This is a genomic window from Streptomyces sp. NPDC048275, assembly GCF_040652275.1.
Taxonomy (GTDB): domain Bacteria; phylum Actinomycetota; class Actinomycetes; order Streptomycetales; family Streptomycetaceae; genus Streptomyces.
The window spans coordinates 1-24,887 of the sequence record NZ_JBEZLR010000033.1; the positions used below are offsets into that span (position 1 = coordinate 1).

Annotated in this window: 22 protein-coding genes; 14 read left to right on the forward strand and 8 right to left on the reverse strand. The window is 71.6% G+C overall.

Translation table 11 applies throughout. The annotated features are described in order from the left end of the window. Positions 1 to 465 precede the first annotated feature (465 nt). From AB0D57_RS20715 to AB0D57_RS20725, 3 genes are all read left to right on the forward strand, one after another. Positions 466 to 1,314 carry a GNAT family N-acetyltransferase gene (locus AB0D57_RS20715; RefSeq protein WP_362074579.1) on the forward strand — a complete coding sequence of 283 codons (849 nt, stop codon included), beginning with the start codon at positions 466 to 468 and terminating at the stop codon, positions 1,312 to 1,314. 125 nt (positions 1,315 to 1,439) lie between these two features. Next, positions 1,440 to 2,036 (forward strand): GNAT family N-acetyltransferase, encoded by a 597-nt coding sequence (locus AB0D57_RS20720; RefSeq protein WP_362074582.1) that lies wholly within the window; start codon positions 1,440 to 1,442, stop codon positions 2,034 to 2,036. 56 nt (positions 2,037 to 2,092) lie between these two features. After that, positions 2,093 to 3,784, forward strand: a complete 1,692-nt coding sequence (locus AB0D57_RS20725; protein WP_362074585.1) for a proline--tRNA ligase — start codon at positions 2,093 to 2,095, stop codon at positions 3,782 to 3,784. 284 nt (positions 3,785 to 4,068) lie between these two features. On the opposite strand, the gene AB0D57_RS20730 is transcribed toward AB0D57_RS20725, so the two are convergent. Continuing rightward, positions 4,069 to 4,935, reverse strand: coding sequence for an RNA polymerase sigma-70 factor (locus AB0D57_RS20730; RefSeq protein ID WP_362074811.1), 867 nt, complete (start codon positions 4,933 to 4,935; stop codon positions 4,069 to 4,071). Positions 4,936 to 5,171: 236 nt separating this feature from the next. On the opposite strand from AB0D57_RS20730, the gene AB0D57_RS20735 reads away from it, so the two are divergent. After that, positions 5,172 to 5,651, forward strand: coding sequence for a carboxymuconolactone decarboxylase family protein (locus AB0D57_RS20735; protein WP_362074588.1), 480 nt, complete (start codon positions 5,172 to 5,174; stop codon positions 5,649 to 5,651). Positions 5,652 to 5,822: 171 nt separating this feature from the next. Here the strand turns inward: AB0D57_RS20735 and AB0D57_RS20740 are convergent, their stop codons facing one another. The 3 genes from AB0D57_RS20740 to AB0D57_RS20750 are packed head-to-tail and all read right to left on the reverse strand — an operon-like array spanning position 5,823 to position 7,831. Then, positions 5,823 to 6,746, reverse strand: coding sequence for an aminoglycoside phosphotransferase family protein (locus AB0D57_RS20740; RefSeq protein ID WP_362074591.1), 924 nt, complete (start codon positions 6,744 to 6,746; stop codon positions 5,823 to 5,825). Positions 6,747 to 6,785: 39 nt separating this feature from the next. Next, positions 6,786 to 7,268: a ferritin-like domain-containing protein gene (locus tag AB0D57_RS20745; protein WP_362074594.1), complete on the reverse strand. Its 483-nt coding sequence runs from the start codon at positions 7,266 to 7,268 to the stop codon at positions 6,786 to 6,788. Then, entirely contained in the window at positions 7,265 to 7,831 is a 567-nt protein-coding gene (locus AB0D57_RS20750) for a hypothetical protein (protein ID WP_362074597.1), read from the reverse strand. Before AB0D57_RS20750 ends, AB0D57_RS20745 begins: the two co-directional genes overlap by 4 nt. On the opposite strand from AB0D57_RS20750, the gene AB0D57_RS20755 reads away from it, so the two are divergent. The 10 genes from AB0D57_RS20755 (at position 7,821) to AB0D57_RS20800 (ending at position 20,651) form a co-directional block, all read left to right on the forward strand. Further along, a complete protein-coding gene (locus tag AB0D57_RS20755) occupies positions 7,821 to 8,042 on the forward strand; it encodes a hypothetical protein (RefSeq protein ID WP_362074600.1) in 222 nt (73 codons plus the stop codon). The genes AB0D57_RS20750 and AB0D57_RS20755 overlap by 11 nt on opposite strands. A 281-nt stretch (positions 8,043 to 8,323) precedes the next feature. After that, on the forward strand, positions 8,324 to 8,821 hold the full coding sequence (gene rimP / locus AB0D57_RS20760) for a ribosome maturation factor RimP (RefSeq protein ID WP_362074603.1): 498 nt from the start codon (positions 8,324 to 8,326) through the stop codon (positions 8,819 to 8,821). A gap of 2 nt (positions 8,822 to 8,823) precedes the next feature. Next, complete coding sequence (gene nusA, locus AB0D57_RS20765) at positions 8,824 to 9,822, forward strand: transcription termination factor NusA (protein ID WP_362074606.1); 999 nt, start codon at positions 8,824 to 8,826, stop codon at positions 9,820 to 9,822. A 102-nt stretch (positions 9,823 to 9,924) separates the two neighbouring features. Then, complete coding sequence (locus AB0D57_RS20770; RefSeq protein WP_362074609.1) at positions 9,925 to 10,203, forward strand: YlxR family protein; 279 nt, start codon at positions 9,925 to 9,927, stop codon at positions 10,201 to 10,203. Positions 10,204 to 10,350: 147 nt separating this feature from the next. After that, positions 10,351 to 13,494, forward strand: coding sequence for a translation initiation factor IF-2 (gene infB, locus AB0D57_RS20775; protein ID WP_362074612.1), 3,144 nt, complete (start codon positions 10,351 to 10,353; stop codon positions 13,492 to 13,494). Between the two features lie 225 nt (positions 13,495 to 13,719). Beyond that, positions 13,720 to 14,013 carry a DUF503 domain-containing protein gene (locus tag AB0D57_RS20780; RefSeq protein WP_362074615.1) on the forward strand — a complete coding sequence of 98 codons (294 nt, stop codon included), beginning with the start codon at positions 13,720 to 13,722 and terminating at the stop codon, positions 14,011 to 14,013. A 33-nt stretch (positions 14,014 to 14,046) separates the two neighbouring features. Continuing rightward, on the forward strand, positions 14,047 to 14,499 hold the full coding sequence (gene rbfA, locus AB0D57_RS20785; RefSeq protein ID WP_362074618.1) for a 30S ribosome-binding factor RbfA: 453 nt from the start codon (positions 14,047 to 14,049) through the stop codon (positions 14,497 to 14,499). Then, positions 14,496 to 15,401 (forward strand): tRNA pseudouridine(55) synthase TruB, encoded by a 906-nt coding sequence (gene truB / locus AB0D57_RS20790; protein ID WP_362074621.1) that lies wholly within the window; start codon positions 14,496 to 14,498, stop codon positions 15,399 to 15,401. The genes rbfA and truB overlap by 4 nt, the downstream gene beginning before the upstream one ends. Before the next feature lie 259 nt (positions 15,402 to 15,660). Further along, the gene (locus tag AB0D57_RS20795) at positions 15,661 to 19,581 is read left to right on the forward strand and encodes a trypsin-like peptidase domain-containing protein (RefSeq protein ID WP_362074624.1); all 3,921 of its coding nucleotides are present in this window, start codon (positions 15,661 to 15,663) and stop codon (positions 19,579 to 19,581) included. 116 nt (positions 19,582 to 19,697) lie between these two features. Next, complete coding sequence (locus AB0D57_RS20800) at positions 19,698 to 20,651, forward strand: bifunctional riboflavin kinase/FAD synthetase (RefSeq protein ID WP_362074627.1); 954 nt, start codon at positions 19,698 to 19,700, stop codon at positions 20,649 to 20,651. Positions 20,652 to 20,721: 70 nt separating this feature from the next. Here the strand turns inward: AB0D57_RS20800 and AB0D57_RS20805 are convergent, their stop codons facing one another. From AB0D57_RS20805 to AB0D57_RS20820, 4 genes are read right to left on the reverse strand one after another with little or no spacing between them, the layout of a single operon-like run. Continuing rightward, positions 20,722 to 21,732, reverse strand: a complete 1,011-nt coding sequence (locus AB0D57_RS20805; protein ID WP_362074814.1) for an ABC transporter ATP-binding protein — start codon at positions 21,730 to 21,732, stop codon at positions 20,722 to 20,724. Positions 21,733 to 21,761: 29 nt separating this feature from the next. Beyond that, the gene (locus AB0D57_RS20810) at positions 21,762 to 22,748 is read right to left on the reverse strand and encodes an ABC transporter ATP-binding protein (RefSeq protein WP_362074630.1); all 987 of its coding nucleotides are present in this window, start codon (positions 22,746 to 22,748) and stop codon (positions 21,762 to 21,764) included. Beyond that, positions 22,745 to 23,737 (reverse strand): ABC transporter permease, encoded by a 993-nt coding sequence (locus AB0D57_RS20815; RefSeq protein ID WP_362074633.1) that lies wholly within the window; start codon positions 23,735 to 23,737, stop codon positions 22,745 to 22,747. Before AB0D57_RS20815 ends, AB0D57_RS20810 begins: the two co-directional genes overlap by 4 nt. Further along, positions 23,734 to 24,801, reverse strand: coding sequence for an ABC transporter permease (locus AB0D57_RS20820; protein ID WP_362074636.1), 1,068 nt, complete (start codon positions 24,799 to 24,801; stop codon positions 23,734 to 23,736). The genes AB0D57_RS20815 and AB0D57_RS20820 overlap by 4 nt, the downstream gene beginning before the upstream one ends. Positions 24,802 to 24,887: the final 86 nt, after the last annotated feature.

The following is a 24,887-nucleotide window of genomic DNA, read 5'->3' on the forward strand; positions in this document are numbered from 1 at the left end:
GCCCACCGCGCGTGCACTCCCCGGCGGCCACGACCTCCCCCCCACGGTGCCGCGAGGGACCCGGGCTCCCCTCCGGAGGGGAGCCCGGGTCCCTCGCGTCACAAGGCGCATGCCGGAGACGTGGGGTGGCACGCCCATCTGCGGCGTTGTCGTCGGTTGCCGACTCAGGGACCCCCATCGCGTCGCCGCCCTCCAGCTGGACGCACCGGACCCCGCTCGCCTGCGTTGATGCGGCGCCGTTGCTTCCTCCGGCCTGATCCGCCGGACAGGCCCTAGCGTGCGGTGCCGTTCGGCATCTCCGGTTAAAGTACGGAGATCAGCCGACCGTGTGACTCCCGCCCCGAGGGCCTCTCGCCGTGATACGACGGTCAAGCCCTGACCGGTGTCCGCGAACGAGCACACGACGACGCTATTAGGGTGAGCGACGCGCTGTTGTTGCCCGCAAGGAGTGATGGAGTCGTCCCGTTGTTGACCCAGACAACCACCAGGGTCCTTGAACCGAGTGACCTGGACGCCGCGCTCGCCGTCCTCGACCGCGAGCCGGTCGCGAACGCTTTCGTCGCATCCCGGGTACAGGTCGCGGGCCTCGACCCGTGGCGGCTCGGCGGTGAGATGTGGGGCTGGTACGAGGACGGAATGCTGCGCTCCCTCTGCTACGCGGGCGCCAACCTGGTCCCGATCTGTGCCACCCCGCGTGCCATCCGCGGCTTCGCCGACCGGGCGCGCAGGGCCGGGCGCCGCTGCTCCTCGATCGTCGGCCCCGCCGAGGCCACCGCCGAACTGTGGCGGCTGCTCGAACCGAGCTGGGGCCCCGCCCGCGAGATCCGCGCCCGACAGCCCCTGATGATCGCCGACCGGCTCCCCGCCGGCATCGCCCCGGATCCGTACGTCCGCCGCATCCGCAAGGACGAGATCGAGACGATCATGCCGGCCTGCGTGGCGATGTTCACCGAGGAGGTCGGGGTCTCGCCGCTCGCCGGTGACGGCGGACTCCTCTACCAGGCACGGGTGGCCGAACTGGTCAGCTCCGGACGCTCGTTCGCCCGTATCGACCAGAACGGCAAGGTCGTCTTCAAGGCGGAGATCGGCGCCGCCACCCGGCAGGCCTGCCAGATCCAGGGCGTCTGGGTCGCGCCCGAATACCGAGGACAGGGATTGGCGGCCCCGGGCATGGCGGCCGTTCTCCGCCACGCCCTCGCGGACGTCGCCCCCGTCGTCAGCCTCTACGTCAACGATTTCAACACCCCGGCCCGGGCGACGTACCGCAGAGTGGGCTTCCAGGAGATCGGCGCGTTCATGAGCGTCCTGTTCTGAACTTCCCATCACGGCGCTGTGCGGCTCCGCCGCGAGGGCGCGACCAGCCGTCGACGGCCCGCAGTCATACGACAACCTGTAGTCCCCGGCGTAATCCAGCGAAGCGCCCCGGTAGTCTCGCCGACATGCTGCGATTTCCCGGTCAGGGCTCCCGCAACCCCGACGACGTGGTCATCGGCCCGCTGGATCTCGCCGCGCGCGTGGACGAGGCGCTCACCGTGCAGGCCCTGGCCTTCGGGCTCGGCGCCGACGAGATCGCCGTACGCCGCCAGATCGTGCTGCGGCACCTCACCTCCCCGGGGGCCCGCGCCCTCGGCGCCACCACCGCCCGCGGACGGCTCGTCGGCTTCGTGTACGGCATGCCCAACGACCGTACGCACTGGTGGTCCACCGTCGTCGAGCCCTATCTGCGCGCCCAGGGATACGACGAGTGGCTCGACAACTCCTTCGTGATCACCGAACTGCACGTCCACCCGCGCTACCAGAACCTCGGCATCGGCCGCGCCCTGATCACCAACATCACCGACAGCGCCACCGAACCCCGCTCGATCCTCTCCGCCATCGACACGGACAGCCCGGCCCGCGGCCTGTACCGCTCGCTGGGGTACGAGGACCTCGCACGCCCGGTCCTCTTCCCGAGCGCACCGAAGCCGTACGCCGTGATGGGCGCCCCACTGCCACTGCGCAGGCGCCGGACAGGCGCTAACCGATTTCCACCGTGATGGGCCGCCCGGCTAACCTCCTTGCCATCACCCTTGAGCAGCAGGAGTCGAGAATCATGGCCCAGGTCCAGCGCATGTCCCGTTTGATGGTCAAGACACTGCGTGACGACCCGGCGGACGCCGAGACACTCAGCCACAAACTGCTCGTGCGCGCCGGTTACGTGCGCCGCAACTCCGCGGGCATCTGGACCTGGCTGCCGCTCGGCAAGAAGGTCCTCGACAACGTCTCCCGCGTGGTCCGCGAGGAGATGGACGCGATCGGCGCGCAGGAAGTACTGCTGCCCGCTCTGCTGCCCAAGGAGCCGTACGAGGCGTCGGCCCGCTGGGAGGAGTACGGCGACCTGCTGTTCCGCCTCAAGGACCGCAAGGGCGCCGAGTACCTGCTCGGCCCGACCCATGAGGAGATCTTCACCCTCGTCGTGAAGGACCAGGTGGCCTCCTACAAGGACCTGCCGGTCATGCTCTACCAGATCCAGACCAAGTACCGGGACGAGGCCCGCCCGCGCTCCGGAGTGCTGCGCGGCCGCGAGTTCCAGATGAAGGACTCGTACTCCTTCGACACGACGGACGAGGGACTCGCCGAGTCGTACGCGCTGCACCGCGCCGCGTACCAGAAGATCTTCGCGCGCCTGGGCCTGGACTACCGCATCGTGTCGGCCGTCTCGGGCGCCATGGGCGGCTCGGCGTCGGAGGAGTTCCTGGCTCCCGCCGCGGCCGGTGAGGACACCTTCGTGGACTGCCCGGCCTGCGACTACGCGGCGAACACGGAGGCGGTCACCTTCAAGCTGACGCCCGTGGACACGCAGCACGGCCCCGTCGAGGAGCTGGACACCCCCGACACCCCGACCATCGAGTCGCTTGCCGAGCACCTGGGCGTCCAGGCCTCCGCCACCCTCAAGAACCTGCTGGTCAAGGTCGACGGCGAGATCGTCGCCGTCGGCGTCCCCGGCAACCGCGAGGTCGACCTCGGCAAGCTGGGCGAGCACCTCGCGCCCGCCGTCGTGGAACTGGTGACGGCCGAGGACTTCGAGGGCCGCGAGGACCTCGTACGCGGTTACGTGGGCCCGCAGGGACTGGAGAAGGTCCGCTACATCGCCGACCCCCGGGTGGCCCCCGGCACCGCATGGATCACCGGCGCGAACAAGATCGACACGCACGCGAAGAACGTCGTCGCCGGCCGTGACTTCGAGGTCGATGACTACCTCGACGTCGTCGTGGTCGAGGAGGGCGACCCCTGCCCGTCCTGCGGCGCCGGCCTCAAGCTGGACCGCGCGATCGAGATCGGCCACATCTTCCAGCTCGGCCGCAAGTACGCCGACACCTTCCAGCTGGACGTCCTCGGCCAGCAGGGCAAGCCGGTCCGCGTGACCATGGGCTCGTACGGCATCGGCGTCTCGCGTGCGGTGGCCGCGCTGGCCGAGCAGTCGGCGGACGAGCAGGGCCTGTGCTGGCCCCAGGAGATCGCTCCCGCCGACGTCCACGTCGTCGCCGCGGGCAAGGCCCTGCAGACGGAGTTGGCCTTGGATGTCTCCGAGAAGCTGGGCGCCGCGGGCGTGCGGGTCCTGGTGGACGACCGGGCGGGTGTCTCGCCGGGCGTGAAGTTCACCGACGCCGAGCTCATCGGCGTACCGCACATCCTGGTGGCGGGGCGGCGCTCGGCCGAGGGTGTCCTGGAGCTGAAGGACCGCCGTACCGGTGAGCGTGAGGAGCTGACCGTCGACGAGGCGATCGCCCGCCTGACGGCGTAGCCATAGCGGGTGACGGGCGGACCCGCCCAGGAGTCCAAGATCATCGCGTGGCGGGTTTCTGGCGTCTCTGGGTCATGCCCAGGATGCGGTGGACGTCGTGGGCGCCTCGGCGCCCGCGGCGGGCCGCGGTGCCGGAGGTCCGCGAGGCCGCCGTCGCGAAGGGCGACCGTGGCGTACCGGCCCGGCAACGGGATCTCGTCGACCGGGCTCGCGCCGACCGTGGGGGCTACGGCCGGGGCGAGCCGAAACGCCGACCTCCTGCTGCTGTCGAGAAGACCTCGGGCTCAGCGGCGCAAGGTGGTCTCCCGCTCCAGATGCGACAGCTTCTCGGGATTGCGCACGGCGTAGAGCCCGGTGACGAGGCCGCCGTTGATACGCATCGCCATCACGGTGTCGATCTCGCCGTCCAGCCGGACGATCAGCGCCGGGTCACCGTTGACCTGCGTCGGCTGCAGCGACATCGCGGCTGCGATCCTGCCCAGCACGTGGGCCACCTGCTCGGCCCCCACGACGGGCGCCAGTGCGGCCTGCACGAGTCCGCCGCCGTCGGTCAGCAGGACGACGTTCGGCGCGAGGATGTCGAGCAGGCGTTGCAGATCGCCCGTTTCGACCGCCCGCTGGAACGCCTTGACGGTGCGGCGAGTCTCGGCAGCGGAAGCGACCCCGCGCGGTCGGCGCGCGGCGACATGGGCCCGTGCCCGATGGGCGATCTGACGGACCGCGGCCGGGCTCTTGTCGACGGCTTCGGCGATCTCGTCGTACTCCAGAGCGAACACCTCGCGCAGCACGAACACCGCTCGCTCGGTCGGCGTGAGCGTCTCAAGGACCAGCAGCATCGCCATCGAGACGCTGTCGGCCAACTCGACGTCCTCGGCCACGTCGGGCGCGGTCAGCAGCGGCTCGGGCAGCCAGGGGCCGATGTAGGACTCCTTGCGCCGGTCGAGCGTGCGTAGATGGCTCAGCGCCTGCCGGGTGGTGATCCGGACCAGGTACCCACGCTGATTCAGCACGGTGTCGAGATCGACGCCCACCCACCGCAACCAGGTCTCCTGCAGGACATCCTCGGCGTCGGCGGCCGAGCCGAGCATCTCGTAGGCGACGGTGAACAGCAGGTTCCGGTGGGCGACGAACGCCTCGGTGACGCGGTCCATGCGGGCGCCATGAGCGTCCGTCTCGGGTGTGTCCGTTGTCCGCTCGTTCATCGCCGGCTCCTGCCCGTTCGTTCGCTGTCGACTGTGCTGTGCACGAGACGTCGGTCCCCATCGCTTTGTGACACCCGCGCTCGGTGGCGTACGTCACATCGCCGCACCGTCACAGGGATCGGGGCGTCGGCATCTTGTGTTCGTTCAGCGCGGCAGCGCACAACAGCAGGAGTGAGGACGACGTCATGGAATCCCGTTTCAACCTGTTCGACAGCCCGACCGCCGCGAAGGTCGCCAAGCGGTTCTACAACACCTCGTTGGCCCTTGAAGGGTCGACGTTGCCGAAGACCCTGCGGGAACTGGTGCAGCTGAGGGTCGGCCAGATCAACGGCTGCGGTTTCTGCGTCGACATCCACACCAAGGAGGCCGCGGCCGCCGGTGAAACCGCGCTCCGGCTCCACCTGGTCGCCGCCTGGCGGCACAGCACCGTGTTCACCGAGGCCGAGCGGGCCGCGCTGGCGCTCACCGAGGAGGGGACCCGGCTCGGCGACCACGGCGTGACCGACGAGACCTGGGCCGAGGTGCGCAAGCACTACGACGACGACCAGGTCGGTGCGCTGGTCTGCCTGGTTTCCCTGATCAACGCGGCCACCCGGATGAACGTGATCGTGCACCAGCCGGGGGGTTCGTACGAGCCCGGCATGTTCGCCAGTACGTCGAGCTGACCTGACAGGCGAAACGCGGCCCGTCCCAGGATCGTTCGATCCGGGCCGGGCCCGCGCGGAAACCGCCCGAAGGGCCGTTCTCCCCGTCCTCGCCCGCACTGGGAAACACGCCCGCAGAGCCGCGGCCGACTACCCCGTCCTGGCCGTCAAGGCGACCTCCGCGCACGGAGGTCAGAGCCAGTCGGCGAACTCCAGCAGCAGCTCGGCATCCTGCGCCCGCCCGACCCGCCGCGCCCGTACGCCGGACTCGACCGCCCGGAACAGGGTCCAGCCCCGCAGCCGCTCCTGGCTCACGTCCAGGGACTCGGCGAGCCGCTTCACACGCCGCCGGGTGGTCGACGCCCCCGAGGGGGTCGCGATCAGGTCCTCGACCCGGTCACGGACCAGCCGGGCCAGGTCGAAGGCGCACTCGCCGACCACCGGGTCGGGGCCCACGGCCAGCCAGGGCATGCGCTCACCGGCGAGTACCTTGCTCTGCCGGAAGGTGCCGTGCAGCAGCCGTTCCTCGGGCGGGTCGGCGAGGAGTTCGGTGCGGGCGGCGAGCGCCGCGTCGACCAGTGACGTGACGTCGGAGTCGGCGCTCGCCGTCGCCCGCATCGCCTCGGCCTGTCGTCCGGTCCGCTCCGCGACCGTCTCGAAGACATGGGCGGCGGGCGGCTCGACCCACAGCCGGCGCAGCGTACCCGCCGCCTCCAGCAGCGCCTTCGCCTCGGGCAGCGAGCGCACCGACAGGTCGGGACGCAACCGCTCCAGCAGCATGACGCCGTGCGTGTCGCCGGGATTGAGAAGCTGCACCGCGCCTCGACCGTCCCAGTGCGCGAGCGCGGCCCGCTCACTCTCCGGACGGGCCCGTTCCGGCGCCAGCTTCAGCACGGCGGGCGTCCCGTCGAACCGCCGCACCAGCACGACCAGACTGCTGCGCCCACCGGGTGCCTGCACCCGCTCGACGGTCAACTCGCGTAGATCAACAGCCTGTTGCACCAGTGCGGGCAGCATGTCCAGCCACTCACTGGTGCCGTCGGTTCCCCCGTCGGACCCGCCCCGCTGCGTCTCGCCGAGCGCCCGCACCAGGCGCTGCGGCGGTTCGAAAGCCATGCGCGAGTCCATCCGAGAGTTGTTCCCTTCCAGGTCGCGTTACGTGGGCGAGGGTGCCGACGCGGACGGGGTGGCCGTCCGCTCGGCGAGCCCAGGGAAGGGTACGCTCTCCCCGCGCCAGCGCACCGCCCGCACCGCCGCCTCCCGCAGCGCCTGTGCGGCTGTGCCCCGCCGGTCGCCCGAGGAGGCGCGCACGAGGTCGGAGTACACCCCGGCCACCCGCTCCTCCAGTTCAGCGGCGAACCGTACGGCCGCGGCCGAGTCCTTCACGGCGAACGGCAGTGCGTACGCCGCCGCCGCGACCACGGGCTTCCCGCCCAGGTCCCGCACGGCCCGGGTCAGTTCGTCGCGCCGCGCCCGATGGGCGTCGTACGCCGCCCGCGCGTCGCTGCGGCGCTCCGTACCGATCCTGCCGCCGACGACTCCGTAGCCGTACACCACGGCGTGCTCGGCGGCCAGCGCGGCCTGCAGGGCGTCGAGCTCCGCGGCCGTGGCCTTCTTCGTGTCGTCGGTCGACCTCACTTCGCACCCTCCGTCAGCAAGAACGCGTGCGCGGCCCCGGCAGCCGCCACCGAGGCCAGCAGCCTGGCCAGCTCTCCCGGGGCCTCCAGCAGGGCCTTCGCGCGCTGGTCGGCCAGGGTGCGCTCGGCCGAGGCGAGGTCGGTGAGCGCGTCCTTCTCGCTGGTGGGCACCGTGGGGGAGGCGGAGGCGGAAGCCGATACGGAAGCGGAAGGGGAAGCGGGAGTGGGACTGGGACTGGGACTGGGAGCGGTCGCGGAGGGCTTGCTGCTCCCGGTGCCCCCGAACGCCTTCGCATGCCGTACGACCTCCGCCCGCAGCGGGCTCAGCCGCTCCGCCAGGGGAGGATGGGCGGTGATCACGGCGGCGTACCGCGCCGCGAGCGTTTCGCTGTCGCGGGCCGCACGCGCGCGTGCGCGGTCCGCGGCCGAGGGGCTCCCGCCCGTGGTGTCGGTGGACGACTCGGGGGCGGAACAGCCCGCGAGCACGACGGCGCCCGCGGCGGACGCGAGCAGGCTCCTTCGGCGCGGTCCCGTGGGGGTGCGCGACGGCAGGGTGAACGGCACGGCAGACGTCCTCGAAGGCTCGTACGAACGGGAGGGCGGCACGCCCGTGATCACGGTACCCGCGCCGGACCCGATCACCACCCAGCGGCTCTCCCCCCACCCGTTCCTCGCCCCCGCCGCCCCTACCCGTCCCATCCGTACCTGGGGGCTCCGCCCCCCCAGGCCCCCGTTCGGCCTGAACGGCCTCGTCCTCAATCGCCGGACGGGCTGAGATGCCTAGGGGCGCGGGGCTGTGACATTGTGCGGCTCCGCCGCGTGGGCGCGCCCAGCCCCCACCGCCCGCAGCAAATCAACAATCTGCCGGGGGTCCGGGGGCGGAGCCCCCGGGGATGGGACGGGTAGGGGCGGCGGGGGCGAGGAGCCCCGCCGCAGGCGCTGACGGCCCGCACACGCCCGTGTTCCGGTGGACGGCAACACCCTCCGCGACCGGATACCCTTTGACCTGACACACGACCTACCCACAACAGCACACGCGGCCGAGGAGTCACCCGGATGAGCACGACCCAGAGCGAGAGGCTGCGAGAACTACTGGAACCGCTCGTCGTCACCCAGGGACTCGATCTCGAGGAGATCGAAGTGGACTCGGTCGGACGCAAGCGCGTGCTGCGTGTCGTCGTCGACTCGGACACCGGTGCCGACCTGGACCAGATCGCCGATGTGAGCCGCGCGCTCTCGGCGAAGCTCGACGAGACGGACGCGATGGGCGAGGGCGAGTACACCCTCGAGGTCGGAACCCCCGGTGCCGAGCGCGAGCTCAAGGAGCACCGTCACTACGTACGCGCCATCGACCGGCTGGTGAAGTTCCAGCTCGGCGAAGGCGGCGAACTGGTCGCCAGAATCCTCGACTTGGACGACGCCGGTATCGACGTCGAAGTGCCCGGCGTGAAGGGGCGCAAGCCCACCGCCAAGAGGCTCGCCTTCGAGGACATCGTCAAGGCGCGCGTTCAGGTCGAGTTCAGCCGTAAGGACAAGAAGGAAGAGGAGGCGTAGCCGTGGACATCGACATGAGTGCCCTGCGTGGCTTGGTGCGGGAGAAGGAGATCTCCTTCGACCTGCTGGTCGAGGCGATCGAGTCGGCCCTCCTCATCGCCTACCACCGTACCGAGGGAAGCCGCCGCCACGCGCGCGTGAAGCTCGACCGGGAGACCGGTCATGTGACCGTGTGGGCGAAGGAGGACCCTCAGGACCTGGAGGAGGGGCAGGAGGCGCGCGAGTTCGACGACACCCCGTCCGGGTTCGGCCGGATCGCCGCGACCACCGCCAAGCAGGTCATCCTGCAGCGCCTGCGGGACGCCGAGGACGACGCGACGCTCGGTGAGTACGCCGGGCGGGAGGGCGACATCGTCACCGGTGTGGTCCAGCAGGGCCGTGACCCGAAGAACGTGCTCGTCGACATCGGCAAGCTGGAGGCCATCCTGCCGGTGCAGGAGCAGGTCCCGGGCGAGACGTACCAGCACGGCGTGCGGCTGCGCTCGTACGTCGTACGGGTGGCGAAGGGTGTCCGCGGCCCGTCCGTGACCCTGTCCCGTACGCATCCCAATCTGGTGAAGAAGCTCTTCGCGCTCGAAGTGCCGGAGATCGCCGACGGCTCGGTCGAGATCGCCGCCATCGCGCGTGAGGCCGGCCACCGTACGAAGATCGCCGTCCGGTCGACCCGTAGCGGACTGAACCCCAAGGGCGCCTGCATCGGCCCCATGGGCGGCCGGGTCCGCAATGTGATGGCCGAGCTGAACGGCGAGAAGATCGACATCGTCGACTGGTCGGACGATCCGGCCGAGATGGTGGCGAACGCGCTGTCCCCGGCCCGTGTCTCCAAGGTCGAGGTCGTCGACCTCGCGGCCCGCTCCGCGCGCGTGACCGTCCCGGACTACCAGCTGTCGCTGGCGATCGGCAAGGAAGGGCAGAACGCCCGCCTCGCGGCCCGTCTCACGGGCTGGCGGATCGACATCCGCCCGGACACCGAACAGCCTGCCGAGCAGCGCGGGGAATAGATCGGGGAATAGATCCAAGCCTCAGGTGGCTTAGATCACGACAACAACCGTTCGATTCTTGCCTCAAAGGGGTGAGGTCGGTACGGGGAGGTAGACTTAAGAGTGTCTGGCCGGACGCGAGCCCGCGCATGCCCTGAACGCACCTGTGTGGGGTGCCGGGAGCGAGCGGCCAAGAAGGATCTGCTGCGCATCGTGGCGGTCGAGGGCGAATGTGTCCCCGATCATCGCGGTACGCTGCCCGGCCGGGGTGCGTATGTACATCCCGCCCTGGTCTGCCTCGACCTGGCGGTACGCCGCCGGGCATTCCCACGGGCGCTGCGTGCCCAGGGATCGCTCGACACGGCGGCGTTGCGCCTCTACGTCGAGCAGGCAACACCGTAAGACGTGTCGCACGGAACCCCCGTGCGGCCCTGGTACCCCGCGAGTTGGAAGTAGGTCGAGATTGCGATGAGCACTCGATGAGCACGCGATGAGTACGCCCATGAAGTAGCGACGGTCCGGACGCATCCCGGACCTAAAAGGAGCGAAGTGGCTAAGGTCCGGGTATACGAACTCGCCAAGGAGTTCGGGGTTGAGAGCAAGGTCGTCATGGCCAAGCTCCAAGAACTCGGTGAATTCGTCCGTTCGGCGTCCTCGACGATCGAGGCGCCCGTTGTACGCAAACTGACTGACGCCCTCCAGCAGGGCAGCGGTGGCGGCAAGCCCGCTTCCGCCCGCAAGGCTGCCCCGGCAAAGCCGGGCGCCCCCTCTCCCGCGCAGGCAGCCCGTCCGGCCGCCCCGCGCCCGCCGGCTCCGAAGCCGGCCGTGTCCGAGCGCCCCTCGGCGCCGGTCACTCCGGCTGCGCCGGGCCCGCGTCCCACTCCGGGTCCCAAGCCTGCTCCGAAGCCCGCTCCGGCGGCTCCGGCTCCGGTCGCGGCTGAGTTCACCGCCCCCCCGTCGGCTCCCGCGGCTTCTGCGGCTCCGGCCGCCGGCGCTCGTCCGGGTGCCCGTCCCGGCGCTCCGAAGCCCGGTGCCCGTCCGGCCGGTCCCGGCCAGGGCGGTCAGGGTCGTGGCGAGCGTCCCGACCGTGGTGAGCGTCCCGACCGCGGTGACCGTGGCGACCGTCAGGGCGCTCCGCGTCCGGGTGGCCAGGCCCCGCGTCCCGGTGCTCGTCCGGCCGGACCGCGTCCGGGCAACAACCCGTTCACCTCTGGTGGCTCCACCGGCATGGCGCGCCCGCAGGCGCCCCGTCCGGGCGGTGCCCCGCGTCCCGGTGGCGACCGTCCCGGCGGCGCTCCGCGTCCGCAGGGCGCGGGTCAGGACCGTGCTCCCCGTCCCCAGGGCGGTCCCGGCGGCGCTCCGCGTCCGCAGGGCGGTCCGGGCGGTGCCCGTCCGACTCCGGGCGGTATGCCCCGTCCGCAGGGTGGCGCTCCGCGTCCCGGCGGTGGCCCCGGCGGTAACCGTCCGAACCCCGGCATGATGCCGCAGCGTCCTGCCGCGGGCAGCCCGCGTCCCGGCGGTGGCCCCGGTGGCCGCGGTCCTGGCGGCGGCGGTCGTCCCGGTGGTCCCGGTGGCGGCGGCGGTCGTCCCGGTGGCGGCGGCTTCGCCGGTCGTCCCGGTGGCGGCGGTGGCGGTTTCGCGGGTCGTCCCGCTGGTCCCGGCGGTGGTGGCGGCGGCTTCGCCGGCCGTCCCGGTGGTCCCGGTGGTGGCGGCGGTGGCCGTCCCGGCTTCGGCGGTCGTCCGGGTGGTCCCGGTGGCCGTGGTGGCACGCAGGGTGCGTTCGGCCGTCCCGGCGGTCCCGCGCGTCGTGGTCGCAAGTCGAAGCGGCAGAGGCGCCAGGAGTACGAGGCCATGCAGGCCCCGTCGGTCGGCGGCGTGATGCTGCCTCGCGGCAACGGACAGTCCGTCCGCCTGTCGCGCGGTGCGTCCCTCACCGACTTCGCCGAGAAGATCGGCGCCAACCCGGCGTCGCTCGTCGGCGTGATGATGAACCTCGGCGAGATGGTCACTGCCACGCAGTCCGTCTCCGACGAGACGCTGAAGCTCCTCGCGGACGAGATGAACTTCGTCCTCGAGATCGTCAGCCCCGAGGAGGAGGACCGCGAGCTGCTCGAGTCCTTCGACATCGAGTTCGGCGAGGACGAGGGTGGCGAGGAGTTCCTCGTCGCGCGTCCGCCGGTCGTGACCGTCATGGGTCACGTCGACCACGGTAAGACCCGACTGCTCGACACCATCCGCAAGACGAACGTCGTCGCGGGCGAGGCCGGCGGTATCACGCAGCACATCGGTGCGTACCAGGTCACGACCGAGGTCAACGACGAAGAGCGCAAGATCACCTTCATCGACACCCCGGGTCACGAGGCGTTCACCGCCATGCGTGCCCGTGGTGCGAAGTCGACCGACATCGCGATCCTCGTGGTGGCGGCCAACGACGGTGTGATGCCCCAGACGATCGAGGCGTTGAACCACGCCAAGGCGGCCGATGTGCCGATCGTGGTCGCGGTCAACAAGATCGACGTCGAGGGCGCCGACCCGACGAAGGTGCGCGGTCAGCTCACCGAGTTCGGTCTGGTGGCCGAGGAGTACGGCGGCGACACGATGTTCGTCGACATCTCCGCCAAGCAGGGGCTCAACATCGAGCAGCTGCTGGAGGCCGTGGTCCTCACCGCGGACGCCTCGCTCGACCTGCGGGCCAACCCGGAGCAGGACGCGCAGGGTATTGCGATCGAGTCCCACCTCGACCGTGGCCGCGGCGCCGTCGCGACCGTCCTGGTCCAGCGAGGCACCCTGCGGGTCGGCGACACCATGGTGGTCGGCGACGCGTACGGCCGTGTCCGCGCGATGCTCGACGACAAGGGCGACAACGTGGAAGAGGCGGGTCCCTCGACCCCGGTCCTCGTCCTCGGTCTCACCAACGTCCCGGGCGCCGGCGACAACTTCCTGGTTGTCGACGAGGACCGCACGGCGCGTCAGATCGCCGAGAAGCGCGCGGCGCGTGAGCGCAACGCCAACTTCGCCCGCCGGGGTGTCCGGTTCTCCCTGGAGAACCTGGACGAGGCCCTCAAGGCCGGTCTGGTGCAGGAACTCAACCTCATCATCAAGGGCGACGCGTCCGGTTCGGTGGAGGCTCTCGAGTCCTCGCTGCTCCAGCTCGACGTCGGCGAAGAGGTCGACATCCGCATCCTGCACCGCGGTGTGGGTGCGGTCACCGAGTCCGACATCAACCTGGCGACCGGCTCCGACGCGATCGTCATCGGCTTCAACGTCCGCGCTGCGGGCCGCGCGGCGCAGATGGCGGAGCGCGAGGGCGTCGACGTCCGGTACTACTCGGTGATCTACCAGGCCATCGAGGAGATCGAGGCGGCCCTCAAGGGCATGCTCAAGCCGGAGTACGAGGAGGTCGAGCTCGGCACGGCGGAGATCCGCGAGGTCTTCAAGTCGTCCAAGCTGGGCAACATCGCCGGTGTCCTGGTCCGCTCGGGCGAGGTCAAGCGCAACACCAAGGCGCGCCTCATCCGCGACGGCAAGGTCATCGCGGAGAACCTCACCATCTCCGGTCTGCGTCGCTTCAAGGACGACGTCACCGAGATCCGCGAAGGCTTCGAGGGTGGTATCAACCTCGGAAACTTCAACGACATCAAGGTCGACGACGTCATCGCGACGTACGAGATGCGCGAGAAGCCGCGTTCGTAAAGCGGTGGTGTGAGGTTGGCCGGCGGGAAGAAGTTCCCGCCGGCCAACCTTGCCGTTTAGGGGCGCGGGGAAATGCGCGACAAGCCCGCACCGGCCCGCAGGGCAGGGGCGGCGGGGGCGAATATCCCGTCGAGCACCCCGGCCCGTTCGTTGTACGGTTCTGATGATCCTGCCAAGTGCATCGGCAGGCCATCTATCCCGTACCGGCGGGACATCCGGTTACACATGTATGTGGGGACACTGTCCTTCGACCTGCTCCTCGGCGATGTTCGCTCGCTGAAGGAGAAACGCTCAGTCGTCCGGCCGATCGTGGCCGAGCTCCAGCGGAAGTACGCCGTGAGCGTGGCGGAGACGAGCAACCAGGACCTGCACCGCAGGGCCGAGATCGGCCTCGCGGTGGTCTCCGGAGACACCGAGCACCTCACCGACGTACTGGACCGGTGCGAACGGCTCGTCGCGGCACGACCGGAGGTGGAGCTGCTCTCGGTACGGCGCAGGCTCCACAAAGACGAAGATTGACGAAACAAGCAAGGCGAAGAAGGAGACGGACCAGTGGCCGACAACGCGCGGGCGAAGAGGCTGGCGGACCTCATCCGAGAGGTGGTGGCCCAGAAGCTGCAGCGCGGGATCAAGGACCCGCGGCTCGGTTCACACGTGACCATCACGGACACCCGGGTCACCGGGGACCTCCGGGAGGCGACCGTCTTCTACACGGTGTACGGGGACGACGAGGAGCGCGCGGCCGCGGCCGCGGGCCTGGAGAGCGCCAAGGGCGTGCTCCGCTCCGCGGTCGGCGCGGCGGCGGGCGTGAAGTTCACGCCGACGCTGACCTTCGTCGCGGACGCCCTTCCGGACACCGCCAAGACCATCGAGGACCTGCTCGACAAGGCACGGGCCTCGGACGCGAAGGTGCGCGAGGTCTCGGCCGGCGCCACCTTCGCCGGTGACGCGGACCCGTACAAGAAGCCGGACGACGAAGACGAGACGGACGACGCCGCCGAATGACCCAGAAGCACCGGACGCCCGATGGGCTTGTCATTGTCGACAAGCCATCGGGCTTCACTTCGCACGACGTGGTCGCCAAGATGCGCGGGATCGCCAGAACCCGCCGCGTCGGACACGCCGGCACCCTCGACCCCATGGCGACGGGCGTGCTCGTGCTCGGCGTCGAGAAGGCGACCAAGCTCCTCGGGCACCTCGCGCTCACGGAGAAGGAGTACCTCGGCACGATCCGGCTCGGCCAGAACACGGTGACCGACGACGCCGAGGGCGACATCACGTCGTCCACGGACGCGTCGGAGGTCAAGCGTGAGGCCATCGACGCCGGCGTCGCCAAGCTGACCGGCGCCATCATGCAGGTCCCGTCCAAGGTCAGCGCCATCAAGATCGACGGCGTGCGCTCCTACAAGCGGGCACGCGACGGCGAGGACTTCGAGATCCCGGCCCGCCCGGTGACCATCTCCTCGTTCGCGGTGTACGACATCCGCGACGCGGTCGCCGAGGACGGCACGCCCGTGCTCGACCTGGTCGTCTCGGTGGTCTGCTCGTCCGGGACGTACATCCGCGCGCTCGCTCGCGATCTGGGCGCGGACCTGGGCGTCGGCGGTCATCTCACCGCGCTGCGCCGCACCCGTGTCGGCCCGTACAAGCTCGACTCCGCGCGCACCCTCGACCAGCTCCAGGAGGAGCTGACCGTGATGCCGATCGCGGAGGCTGCCGCGGCGGCGTTCCCGCGCTGGGATGTCGACGCCAAGCGGGCGCGGCTGCTCCTCAACGGCGTACGCCTGGAGATGCCCGAGACGTACGCGGGTAAGGGCGCCGTGGCGGTCTTCGACCCGTCGGGAGCGTTCCTGGCGCTGGTGGAGGAGCAGAAGGGGAAGGCCAAGAGCCTCGCGGTGTTCGGCTGACGCCGATGGGCCCTGCGGGGCGGCCGGAGGCCGCTCGCGCGTGGAGCGGCGGTCACGGGGCTCGTGTCCGCCGCTCCACGGTCCCCCCTCGGTTCCCCCACCCAAGGGTGTATCCATCCGCCCTCCCCTATTCACCCCATCGAGCAGGCGCTCGGAGTGAACCGAGGGAGCGGAAGGGGGCGCGTTCGCCACGCGATCTATCCCGCTGATCACCCCGCGCCTACCGTCGGAAACAGGAGCGCGGCGGGGAGGTTCGAGCATGGCGGGACGGGGCCCGCGGACCGGGAACGAGCAGACACCGGACGACACCCGCCGGGCGCGGGACGAAGGCCTGGTGTGCATCCGCGACCTGGCGGGACGCCCGCGCGGCACGGGCTTCGCCGCCGACCACCACGGCACGGTGATCACCAGCCACGAGGCCGTCGACGGCCTCACCCGCCTCGTTCTCCACACCCCCGGCGACCGCATCTGCGTGGTGAGCGCCGACGCCGTCACACCCCTCCCGGAAGCCGATCTGGCGCTCGTACGCACCAAAGGCCTCGGCCTCGACCCGCTGCCCATCACCGTGCGGGACCGGGTCGAGACCGGCAGGTACGTCCGGATCGCCGCGGGCGGCTGGCGCGAGGCGCGGGTGCTCGGCACCACCACCGCGACGTACACGGCGACCGATCGCTTCCATCTCCTCGATGACGCCGTGGAGTTGGCGATCGGCACGGCGGGTGCGGACGCGCTCCGCCTGGGTGGCGGCGCGGCCGGGGGACCGGTGCTCGACGCGTCGACCGGGGCGGTGATCGGCGTCCTCGGCACCGCGCTGTACACCGGGCACCGGACGGTGGGTTTCGCCGTCCCGCTGCGGCGACCGGGCGTCGAGGAGCCGCTAGCGGCGCTGCTGGCCCGCAACGCGGCGACGGTGCCCGCGTACGGGGCCGATCTCAATCCGGCAGGCGTCCTGGAGCTCACGGCGACCTCGGTGGGGTCGGACGGGCCGGGGTCCGCGACGTCGGCGGGAACCGGCGGCGGGGTGTCCGGTCCTCCCGTCGAACGGGCCGCCGTGGTACGGGAGTTCGCGGCCTTCACCGACGGTCCGGCCGCCGTCCTCGGGCTCGTCGGCCCGCCCGGCAGCGGTCGTACGACAGAACTCGCGGCCCTCGCCGCCCGCCGCGCCCGGGGCGCGGAACCGGCCCCCACGCTCTGGTTGCGCGGTGCCGATCTCCTCGCCACGGACACCTCTGTCGCGGACGCGGCGGCACGGACGCTGGAGCGGGCGGGGCGGATCGTGGCGGCCTCGGGGGAGCCCGGGAAGCAAGGGGAGGATGGAGAGTCCGAGGAGCGACGGTCCGGCGCTTCGGGGGTGCTGCCTCCCGACCGGTACGGCGGTGAACTGGGCGACATCGGTCCCGATCGCCTGGCCCGGCTGGCGCGGGACACCGGACGCCCGCTGCTGCTCCTTCTCGACGGACCCGAGGAGATGCCGAGCGCGCTCGCCGACCGGCTGCCTGACTGGACCGCGGGGACGGCCGAGTGGCTGCGGGCGACCGGGGCGCGGCTCGTCGTGGCGTGCCGGGCCGAGTACTGGGAGCAGGCCGGAGCGGAGTTTCCGGGGGAGTTGCTGCACCGGGCCGGGGCCGACGAGCAACCGCTGTTTCCGCCCGGTGTCCGGCTGGGCGATCTGACCGAGAGGGAGGCGCGGCAGGTCCGGACGCGGGCCGGGATCCCCGAGGACGCGCTGGCGGAGGCCGACGCACGGCACCCGTTGACATTGCGGCTGCTGTCGGAGGTGCTGGCCGCGCTGCCGGACACGCCCGCCCTACGGCTGGAGCGGGACGAGGTCTTCGCCGCCCACTTGGACCTGATGTGTCTGCGTATCGCGGTCCGACTCGCGGCGGCGAACGGGCTGCGCGGCACGGCCGTACGACGTCTCGCCGCCCAGGTCTCCGGCCAGGTGCACGAGGCCGCGCGGCGCTGTCTGGGGCCCGGGCAGGGCGAGTTGGACCGCGAGTCCTTCGAAGCCGTCTTCCCGTGGGGCCCCGCCCCCGGGCGCCGACTCGGCGGTACCACCGGCTGGGCCTCCGCCGTCCTCACCGAGGGCCTCCTGGTCCCCGCCGGTAACGGCTACCGCTTCGCCCACGAAGAACTCGCCGACTGGATCCAGGGCACCCACCTGGACCTGGACGCGGCCCTGCACGCCTTGGTCCACCGGGGCCGCGACGCCCCGGCGGCGCCTGCGGGGTGGGGCACGGCCGGGTCTTCCGTGACGAGTACCGCGGTCGCGGTCGCGACGGGAACCCCGTCGGCACCCCCGGCCGCAGCGGCGGCCACGACCACGGGAACGGATCGCGTCCCGGCGCAACGGGTGCCCTCGTCCCTGTCGGCCGAGGCGGCCGGGCCACTGGCCGGACCAAAAGCCGCACCGGGAGCCGGACCGGGAGCCGGGGCGACCGCGACGCGTCGCCGGAGGGCCGGTGGCCCGCGCCGGCCAGTCTCCCCGGCCATCCCCGCAACCTCGGCCACCCCCGCAACCTCGGCCACCCCAGCAACCTCGGCCACCCCGCCCCACACCCAAGCCCATTCCCTCCCTCGCCACCGCATCGGCCCCGTCGTCCAGGCCCTGCTCCTGCTGGCCCGTCAGCAGGGCGCCGCCGAACTGGCCATCCGCCTGGAGGACCTGGTCCACGCCATGGACGCCCTGCCGCCGGAGGCATCCGCCCCGCCCGGGGACCCCACCTGGTGGGCCACCCGTCTCCTCGGTGACGTCGTGTCCCGCGTGCCCGACGCGACGCCGTACGCGGGCGTCCTGCGGCTGCTCGCCGAGCGGATCGTGACGTGGCGGGCGCGGGGCCGGGGCGTGCCGGGGGAGTTCGGGCCGTCCTTCTGGGAGGCGTTGCCACTGCCGAAGGCGGAGCGGCTCGACCTGCTGAGGCGCCTGGTCGTCGCGGACAGGGCTCCCCGCGACTCCGCGACAGCCTCCCCGCGCTACCTGGACGCCGTGGCCCGTCTCCTCGCCGCCGACCCCACCGGCGTACCGCTCCACCTCACCCGCTGGTTCGACGACGACCGCCCGCTGCCCGCGACGCCCCACGCGACCGTGGCGACCGCCGCACAGGCCTTGCTGTACACGCACCGCAGGCGCGCCCTGGACGACCTGGCGGAGGCGCTGGTCGGCTGTGCGCACCGGCGGGGCGACGAACTGCTGGCCGTGCTCGCGGAGGAGGAGCCGTCGGCCGTGTGCCGGTCGGTGGACCGGTGGGCACACGACGGGCGACCGGCGCGGCGGGTGGCGGCGCTGGCGTACGGACTGCGCGCCGCGCCGCACGTCCGCACCGAGGCCGACCGCGAGCTGCTGCGCTACGCGGCGCTCGCCCTGCTGGCCCGCCCCGCCGACAGCACGCTGCACGGCGGAGCGCTCGGCCTCCTCGTACGGGATCCATGGACCCGGGCCCGGCACCTGCCGCAGGCCTTGGAGCGGTTCGCGGCGGGTGACGCGCAGGTGCCCGCGAGCGCGCTGGTCGCGGCCCTGGCCACGCACCCGGACCCGGTGTTCGGCGCCTTCCGGGCCCGGCTGCGGCAGCCGGGCCCGGACACGGGCGAGGTGCTGCGCACGCTCGCCGACGTCACCACGCCCGCCCTCGCCCGCCGCGTCGCCACGCTGGTACGGGAGGTGGTGGAGCTGCGCCCGGCGGCCGCCGCGGACGTCGCCGCGTATGTGGACCGGCGTCTGGAACACGGACCGGCCGCTCGCGCGGTGCTGTTTCCCCTGGTCACCGGCCTACTGGTCGGCTGCCCCGCGCCGGTGCGGGCGGCCCTCGCGGCGGTGCTGGCGGTTCCCGGCAGCCGCACCTCCGGCGCGCTGCGGCGCGAGCTGCTGGACCTGCTGCTCGCGCACGAGGAGGACCCGGCCGTCCTCGACACCCTGCTGCGGGCCGCCGTGGACGGCATGGCACTTCGGGGCGAGGAGCCCACCCGCGAGCTGGTGCACCGGACGGGCCTGCTCATGGTCCGTACCCCTGCCGGTGCCACCGGCTTCGACCGCGGTCTCGTCGACCTGGCCCGCCAGGTCCCCGGCTTCGCCGGACTCGTGGCCCGCTGGCTGACCTGCGCTCCGGAGGAGTGGGCAGGCGTGGTCGGCCCGAGCACCCGCCGCATGATCGAGAGCCTGGCCGGGGTGCGGGTTCCGGTCTGACCCGTGCGCGATGCGTCACACCCCGATGCCGATGCGAACCGCGCCCACGCGGCATGGCACCCTTAGAGCTGCGAATGAGGCAATCACGGACACAGGTTCGACAAGGAGCGGTCACAGTGCAGCGCTGGCGTGGCTTGGAGGACATCCCCGAGGACTGGGGGCGCAGCGTCGTCACCATCGGTTCCTACGACGGGGTGCACCGCGGACACCAGCTGATCATCCGGCATGCGGTGGAGCGCGCCCGTGACCTGGGCGTGCCCTCCGTCGTCGTCACCTTCGACCCGCACCCGAGCGAGGTCGTGCGCCCCGGCAGCCACCCCCCGCTGCTCGCCCCGCACCACCGTCGCGCCGAGCTGTGTGCCGAGCTGGGTGTGGACGCGCTGCTCATCCTCCCCTTCACCACCGAGTTCTCGAAGCTGTCGCCCGCCGACTTCGTGGTGAAGGTCCTCGTCGACAAGCTGCACGCCAAGGCCGTCGTCGAGGGTCCGAACTTCCGCTTCGGCCACAAGGCCACCGGCAACGTCGACTTCCTCCGTGAGCAGGGCGAGACGTACGACTTCGAGGTCGAGGTGGTGGAGCTGTACGTGAGCGGTGCGGCCGGCGGCGGCCTGCCCTTCTCCTCGACCCTGACCCGGCGGCTCGTCGCCGAGGGCGACGTCGAGGGCGCGCGCGAGATCCTGGGCCGCCCGCACCGCGTCGAGGGCATCGTCGTCCGTGGCGCCCAGCGCGGCCGCGATCTCGGCTTCCCGACCGCCAACGTCGAGACCCTGCCGCACACCGCGATCCCCGCCGACGGCGTCTACGCCGGCTGGCTGCACGTCGAGGGCGAGGCGATGCCCGCCGCGATCTCGGTCGGTACGAACCCGCAGTTCGACGGCACCGAGCGCACGGTGGAGGCGTACGCCATCGACCGCGTCGGCCTCGACCTGTACGGGCTGCACGTCGCCGTCGACTTCCTCGCCTACGTCCGCGGCATGGCCAAGTTCGACTCCATCGAGGCGCTGCTCGAGGCCATCGCGGACGACGTGAAGCGGTCGCGGGAGCTGATCGAGGCGTACGACGCCGATTAGGTCATTCGGCGGATACGTCGATGGGGGCGGCCGGTGCGCTGAAAAGCACCGGCCGCCCCCATCGACGTACCTACCGAGTGACCGCCGATGTCGCCCAGTGGCAGGCCACCTGCGCCGCACCGCCGCCGCCCAGCACCTCCGGATCCCGGCCGCGGCAGGCGTCCGCGACCCCCGCCCGCTCCGCCTCCCCGCTCGCCAGGATCTGGCAGCGCGCGTGGAAACGGCAGCCGGACGGGATGCGGGAGGGGTCCGGCGGCTCGCCGGTCAGGACGACGGGGGCGCCCGGCGCCTCGGGGAGCACGGACAACAGGGCCTGGGTGTACGGGTGCTGAGGTGCCGTCAGTACTTTCTCCACCTCGCCCGTCTCCACGATCCGGCCCAGGTACATCACCGCGACCCGGTCGGCGATGTTCCACGCCAGGCCCAGGTCATGGGTCACCACCAGGGCGGACAGGCCGAGTTCGGCGCGCAGTCGCAGCAGCAGGGCGAGGATCTCACCGCGTACCGAGGCGTCGAGGGAGGCCACCGGCTCGTCGGCGACGATGAGTTCGGGCTCCAGGACGAGTGCGCCCGCGATGACGACACGCTGGCGCTGGCCGCCGGAGAGTTCGTGCGGGTAGCGGAGGAAGAAGCGCTCCGGCGGGCGCAGTCCGGCCCGGGAGAGGGCTCCCGCGACCGCTGCCTGCTCGTCGCCGCCGTAACCGTGGATGCGGGGCCCCTCGGCCACCGCGTCGTACACCGTGTGCCGGGGGTTGAGTGAGCCGCTCGGGTCCTGGAGGACCAGCTGGACGCGCTTGCGGTAGGCCTTCAGGGAGCGCGAGGAGTAGTCGAGCGGCTTGCCGTCGAAGGTGACGCGGCCGCCGGTCGGTGGGACGAGGCCCAGGAGGGAGCGGGCCAGTGTCGTCTTGCCGCAGCCCGACTCGCCGACGAGGGCCACGATCTCACCGGGCCGGATGTCGAGGTCGACGCCGTCGACCGCACGGGCGCGGGCGGCGCCGTGCCGGCCGGGGAAGGAGACGTGCAGGCCTTCCGCGGAGAGGAGAGGAGGTGTCGGCGGTGTCGGCACGGGCGGTGTCGTCATAGGAGGCGTGGGTGGTGTGGGAGGCGTCGTCATGGGGTGCTCCTGGCTGGTTCCGCTGTTACGGCCGCGGCGCCCACGTGCACACAGGCCGCCCACCGCCCCTCACCCGCGTCCCGCAAGGGCTGGTCCTGCGTGCCGCACGACTCCAGCGCAACCGGACACCGGGGATGGAACGTACAGCCGGACGGCAGTGCCGACGGATCCGGCGGATCGCCCGGCAGGCCGCGCGGCGCGAACCGTGACGCCGTGTCGCCGATGCGCGGGAACGCCGCCGACAGGGCCGTGCCGTACGGATGCCGGGCGTCCTCGTACACCTGCCGGGCGGGGCCCTCCTCGACGACCCGGCCCGCGTACATCACCGCGAGCCGGTCGCAGGTGTCGGCCAGTACGGCGAGGTCGTGGCTGATCATGACGAGGCCCAGCTCCTGCTCGGCGACGAGCTGTTCGATCAGGCGCAGGATCTGTGCCTGGATCATCACGTCGAGGGCCGTGGTCGGTTCGTCGGCGATGACCAGCCGGGGGTCGCAGGCCAACGCCATGGCGATCATGACGCGTTGGCGCTGGCCGCCGGACAGCTCGTGCGGGTACGCGTCCGCGCGGGCGGCGGGCAGGCCGACGTGTTCGAGCAGTTCCCCGGTCTTCTTCCGCGCGCCCGCCGGCGTCGCCTTCTTGTGCAGCAGGATCGGCTCGGCGATCTGGTCGCCGATGCGGTGCACGGCGTTGAGCGAGTGCATCGCGCCCTGAAAGACGATCGAGGCGCCCGCCCAGCGGACCGCCCGCACCCGGCCCCACTTCATCGTCAGCACGTCCTCGCCGTCGAGCAGGATCTCCCCGCTCGTGCGGGTGCCCGCGGGCAGCAGCCGCAGCAGCGCGAGCGCCAGCGTGGACTTTCCGCAGCCGGACTCGCCCGCGATACCGAGCTTCTGGCCCGCTTCGAGGGAGAGGTCCACGCCACGTACGGCGGCCGCCCCACCCGCGTACGTCACTTCGAGGTTCCTGACATCGAGGAGCGTCAACGTGCCACCCCCAGCTTGGGGTTGAGGACCGATTCGACCGCGCGCCCGCACAGGGTGAACGCCAGCGCGACCACCGCGATCGCGATACCCGGCGGCACCAGATACCACCACTTGCCCGCGCTGACCGCGCCCGCCTCCCGCGCGTCCTGGAGCAGCCCGCCCCACGAGACGACCGTCGGATCCCCGAGCCCGAGGAACGCGAGCGTCGCCTCGGCGAGGATCGCGGAGGAGATGATCAGCGTCGTCTGGGCCAGCACCAGCGGCATCACATTGGGCAGCACATGACGGGACATGACGTGCCAGTGCCCACCGCCGAGCGCCTTCGCCCGCTCGATGTACGGCCGCGACTCCACGGCGAGGGTCTGCGCGCGGACCAGGCGGGCCGTCGTGGGCCAGGTGGTGACACCGATGGCCAGGATGATCGTGCCGAGCGACCGGGTCAGCACGGTGGCCAGCGCGATCGCGAGGACGAGCGTCGGCATGACCAGGAACCAGTCCGTGATCCGCATGATCACGGTCGCGTACCAGCCGCGGAAGTGCCCGGCGGTGATGCCGATCAGCGCGCCGATCGCGACGGACAGTACCGCCGCGAGCAGCCCGACGAGCAGCGAGACCCGGGCGCCCCACACCACCAGCCCGAGCAGGCTGCGTCCGAACTGGTCGGTGCCCAGCGGGAATTCGGCACTCGGACTCTCCATCGGCCGCCCGGGCGCGCCGGTGACGCTCTGCACGTCGGAGCCGACGGTCAGCGGCGCGGTCAGCGCGATGAGCGCGAAGAGGCCGAGGGCGGCGAGCCCGAAGACTCCTGCCCGGTGGGTGCGGTACTGCTTCCAGAAGCGCGCGGCGGAGTGGCGGCGGCGTTGCCGGGCGAGCGCGCGGGGGCTCCTCGGCGTCACCGGCGCGGCCGGTTCGGCCCTGTCGGCGCTGTCGGCCTTTTCGGCCGTGGTGGATTCGGTTGTCATCGGCCCGTCCGACTCGGTCGCGGTCATCGGCCCACCCGTGGATCCAGCAGCGGATAGATCAGATCGGCCAGCGTGTTCATCACGATCACCGCCGCTGCGAAGACGAAGAACAGTCCCTGGACCAGCGGCAGATCGGGCACGCTCAGGGCCTGGTAGAAGAGCCCGCCGAGCCCCGGCCAGGAGAAGACGGTCTCGACGAGGATCACTCCCGCGACCGTCCGGCCGAGGTTGATGAAGATCAGTGTCACGGTCGGCAGCAGTGCGTTCGGCACGGCGTGGCGGCGTCGTACCAGGTCGTCCCTGAGGCCCTTGGCCCGCGCCGTCGTCAGATAGTCGCTGCCCATCTCGTCGAGCAGCGCCGAGCGCGTGACGAGCAGCGTCTGCCCGTACTCGACCGCGACCAGCGTCACCACCGGCAGGATCAGATGGTGGGCGACATCGATGACGTACGCGAAGCCCTCCTCGCCCCCCGACTCCATGCCGCCGGTCGGGAAGAGGCCGGGGATCGGGCCCATGCCCACCGAGAAGACGATGATGAGCAGCAGCCCGAGCCAGAACGACGGGATGGAGTAGAGGGTCAGCGCCAGACCTGTGTGGAGGCGGTCGGAGAGTCCGCCGTTGCGCCACGCGCTGCGGGTGCCGATGAAGATGCCGAGCGCGGTGTAGAGGACGAACGCCGTGCCGGTGAGCAGGAGGGTGTTCGGCAGCGCCTCGGTGATCTTGTCGATGACGGGGGCCCGGAATTGGTACGAGGTGCCCAGATCACCGGTGAGCGCCTTGCCGCAGTAGTCCGTGAACTGCTCCCACATCGGCAGGTCGAGCCCGAACTCCCTGCGGTAGTTGGCAAGTTGCTCGGCGGACACCTGGCGACCGCCCGTCATGTACTTGACCGGGTCGCCGGGGATGAGCCGGAAGAGGAAGAAGCTGGTGACGAGAACGGCGAGCAGCGAGACGGCCGCGCCGCCCAACTTGCCCGCCACATAGCGCAGATACGCGGCGCCGGTGCGCGCCCGTGGCCCGCGGACCGACGGCCCGGCGTCGGCCGGACCGTCGGTCGCCTCGACCAGCGAGGGTGTTGCCTCAGCGGTCATGAACTACTCATTCGCTCGTACGTTCATGGGGTGCCCGTGTGGGTTGGGGGGCTGCTCGCGGTTCTGTGTTGGGGGCTGCTCAAGGT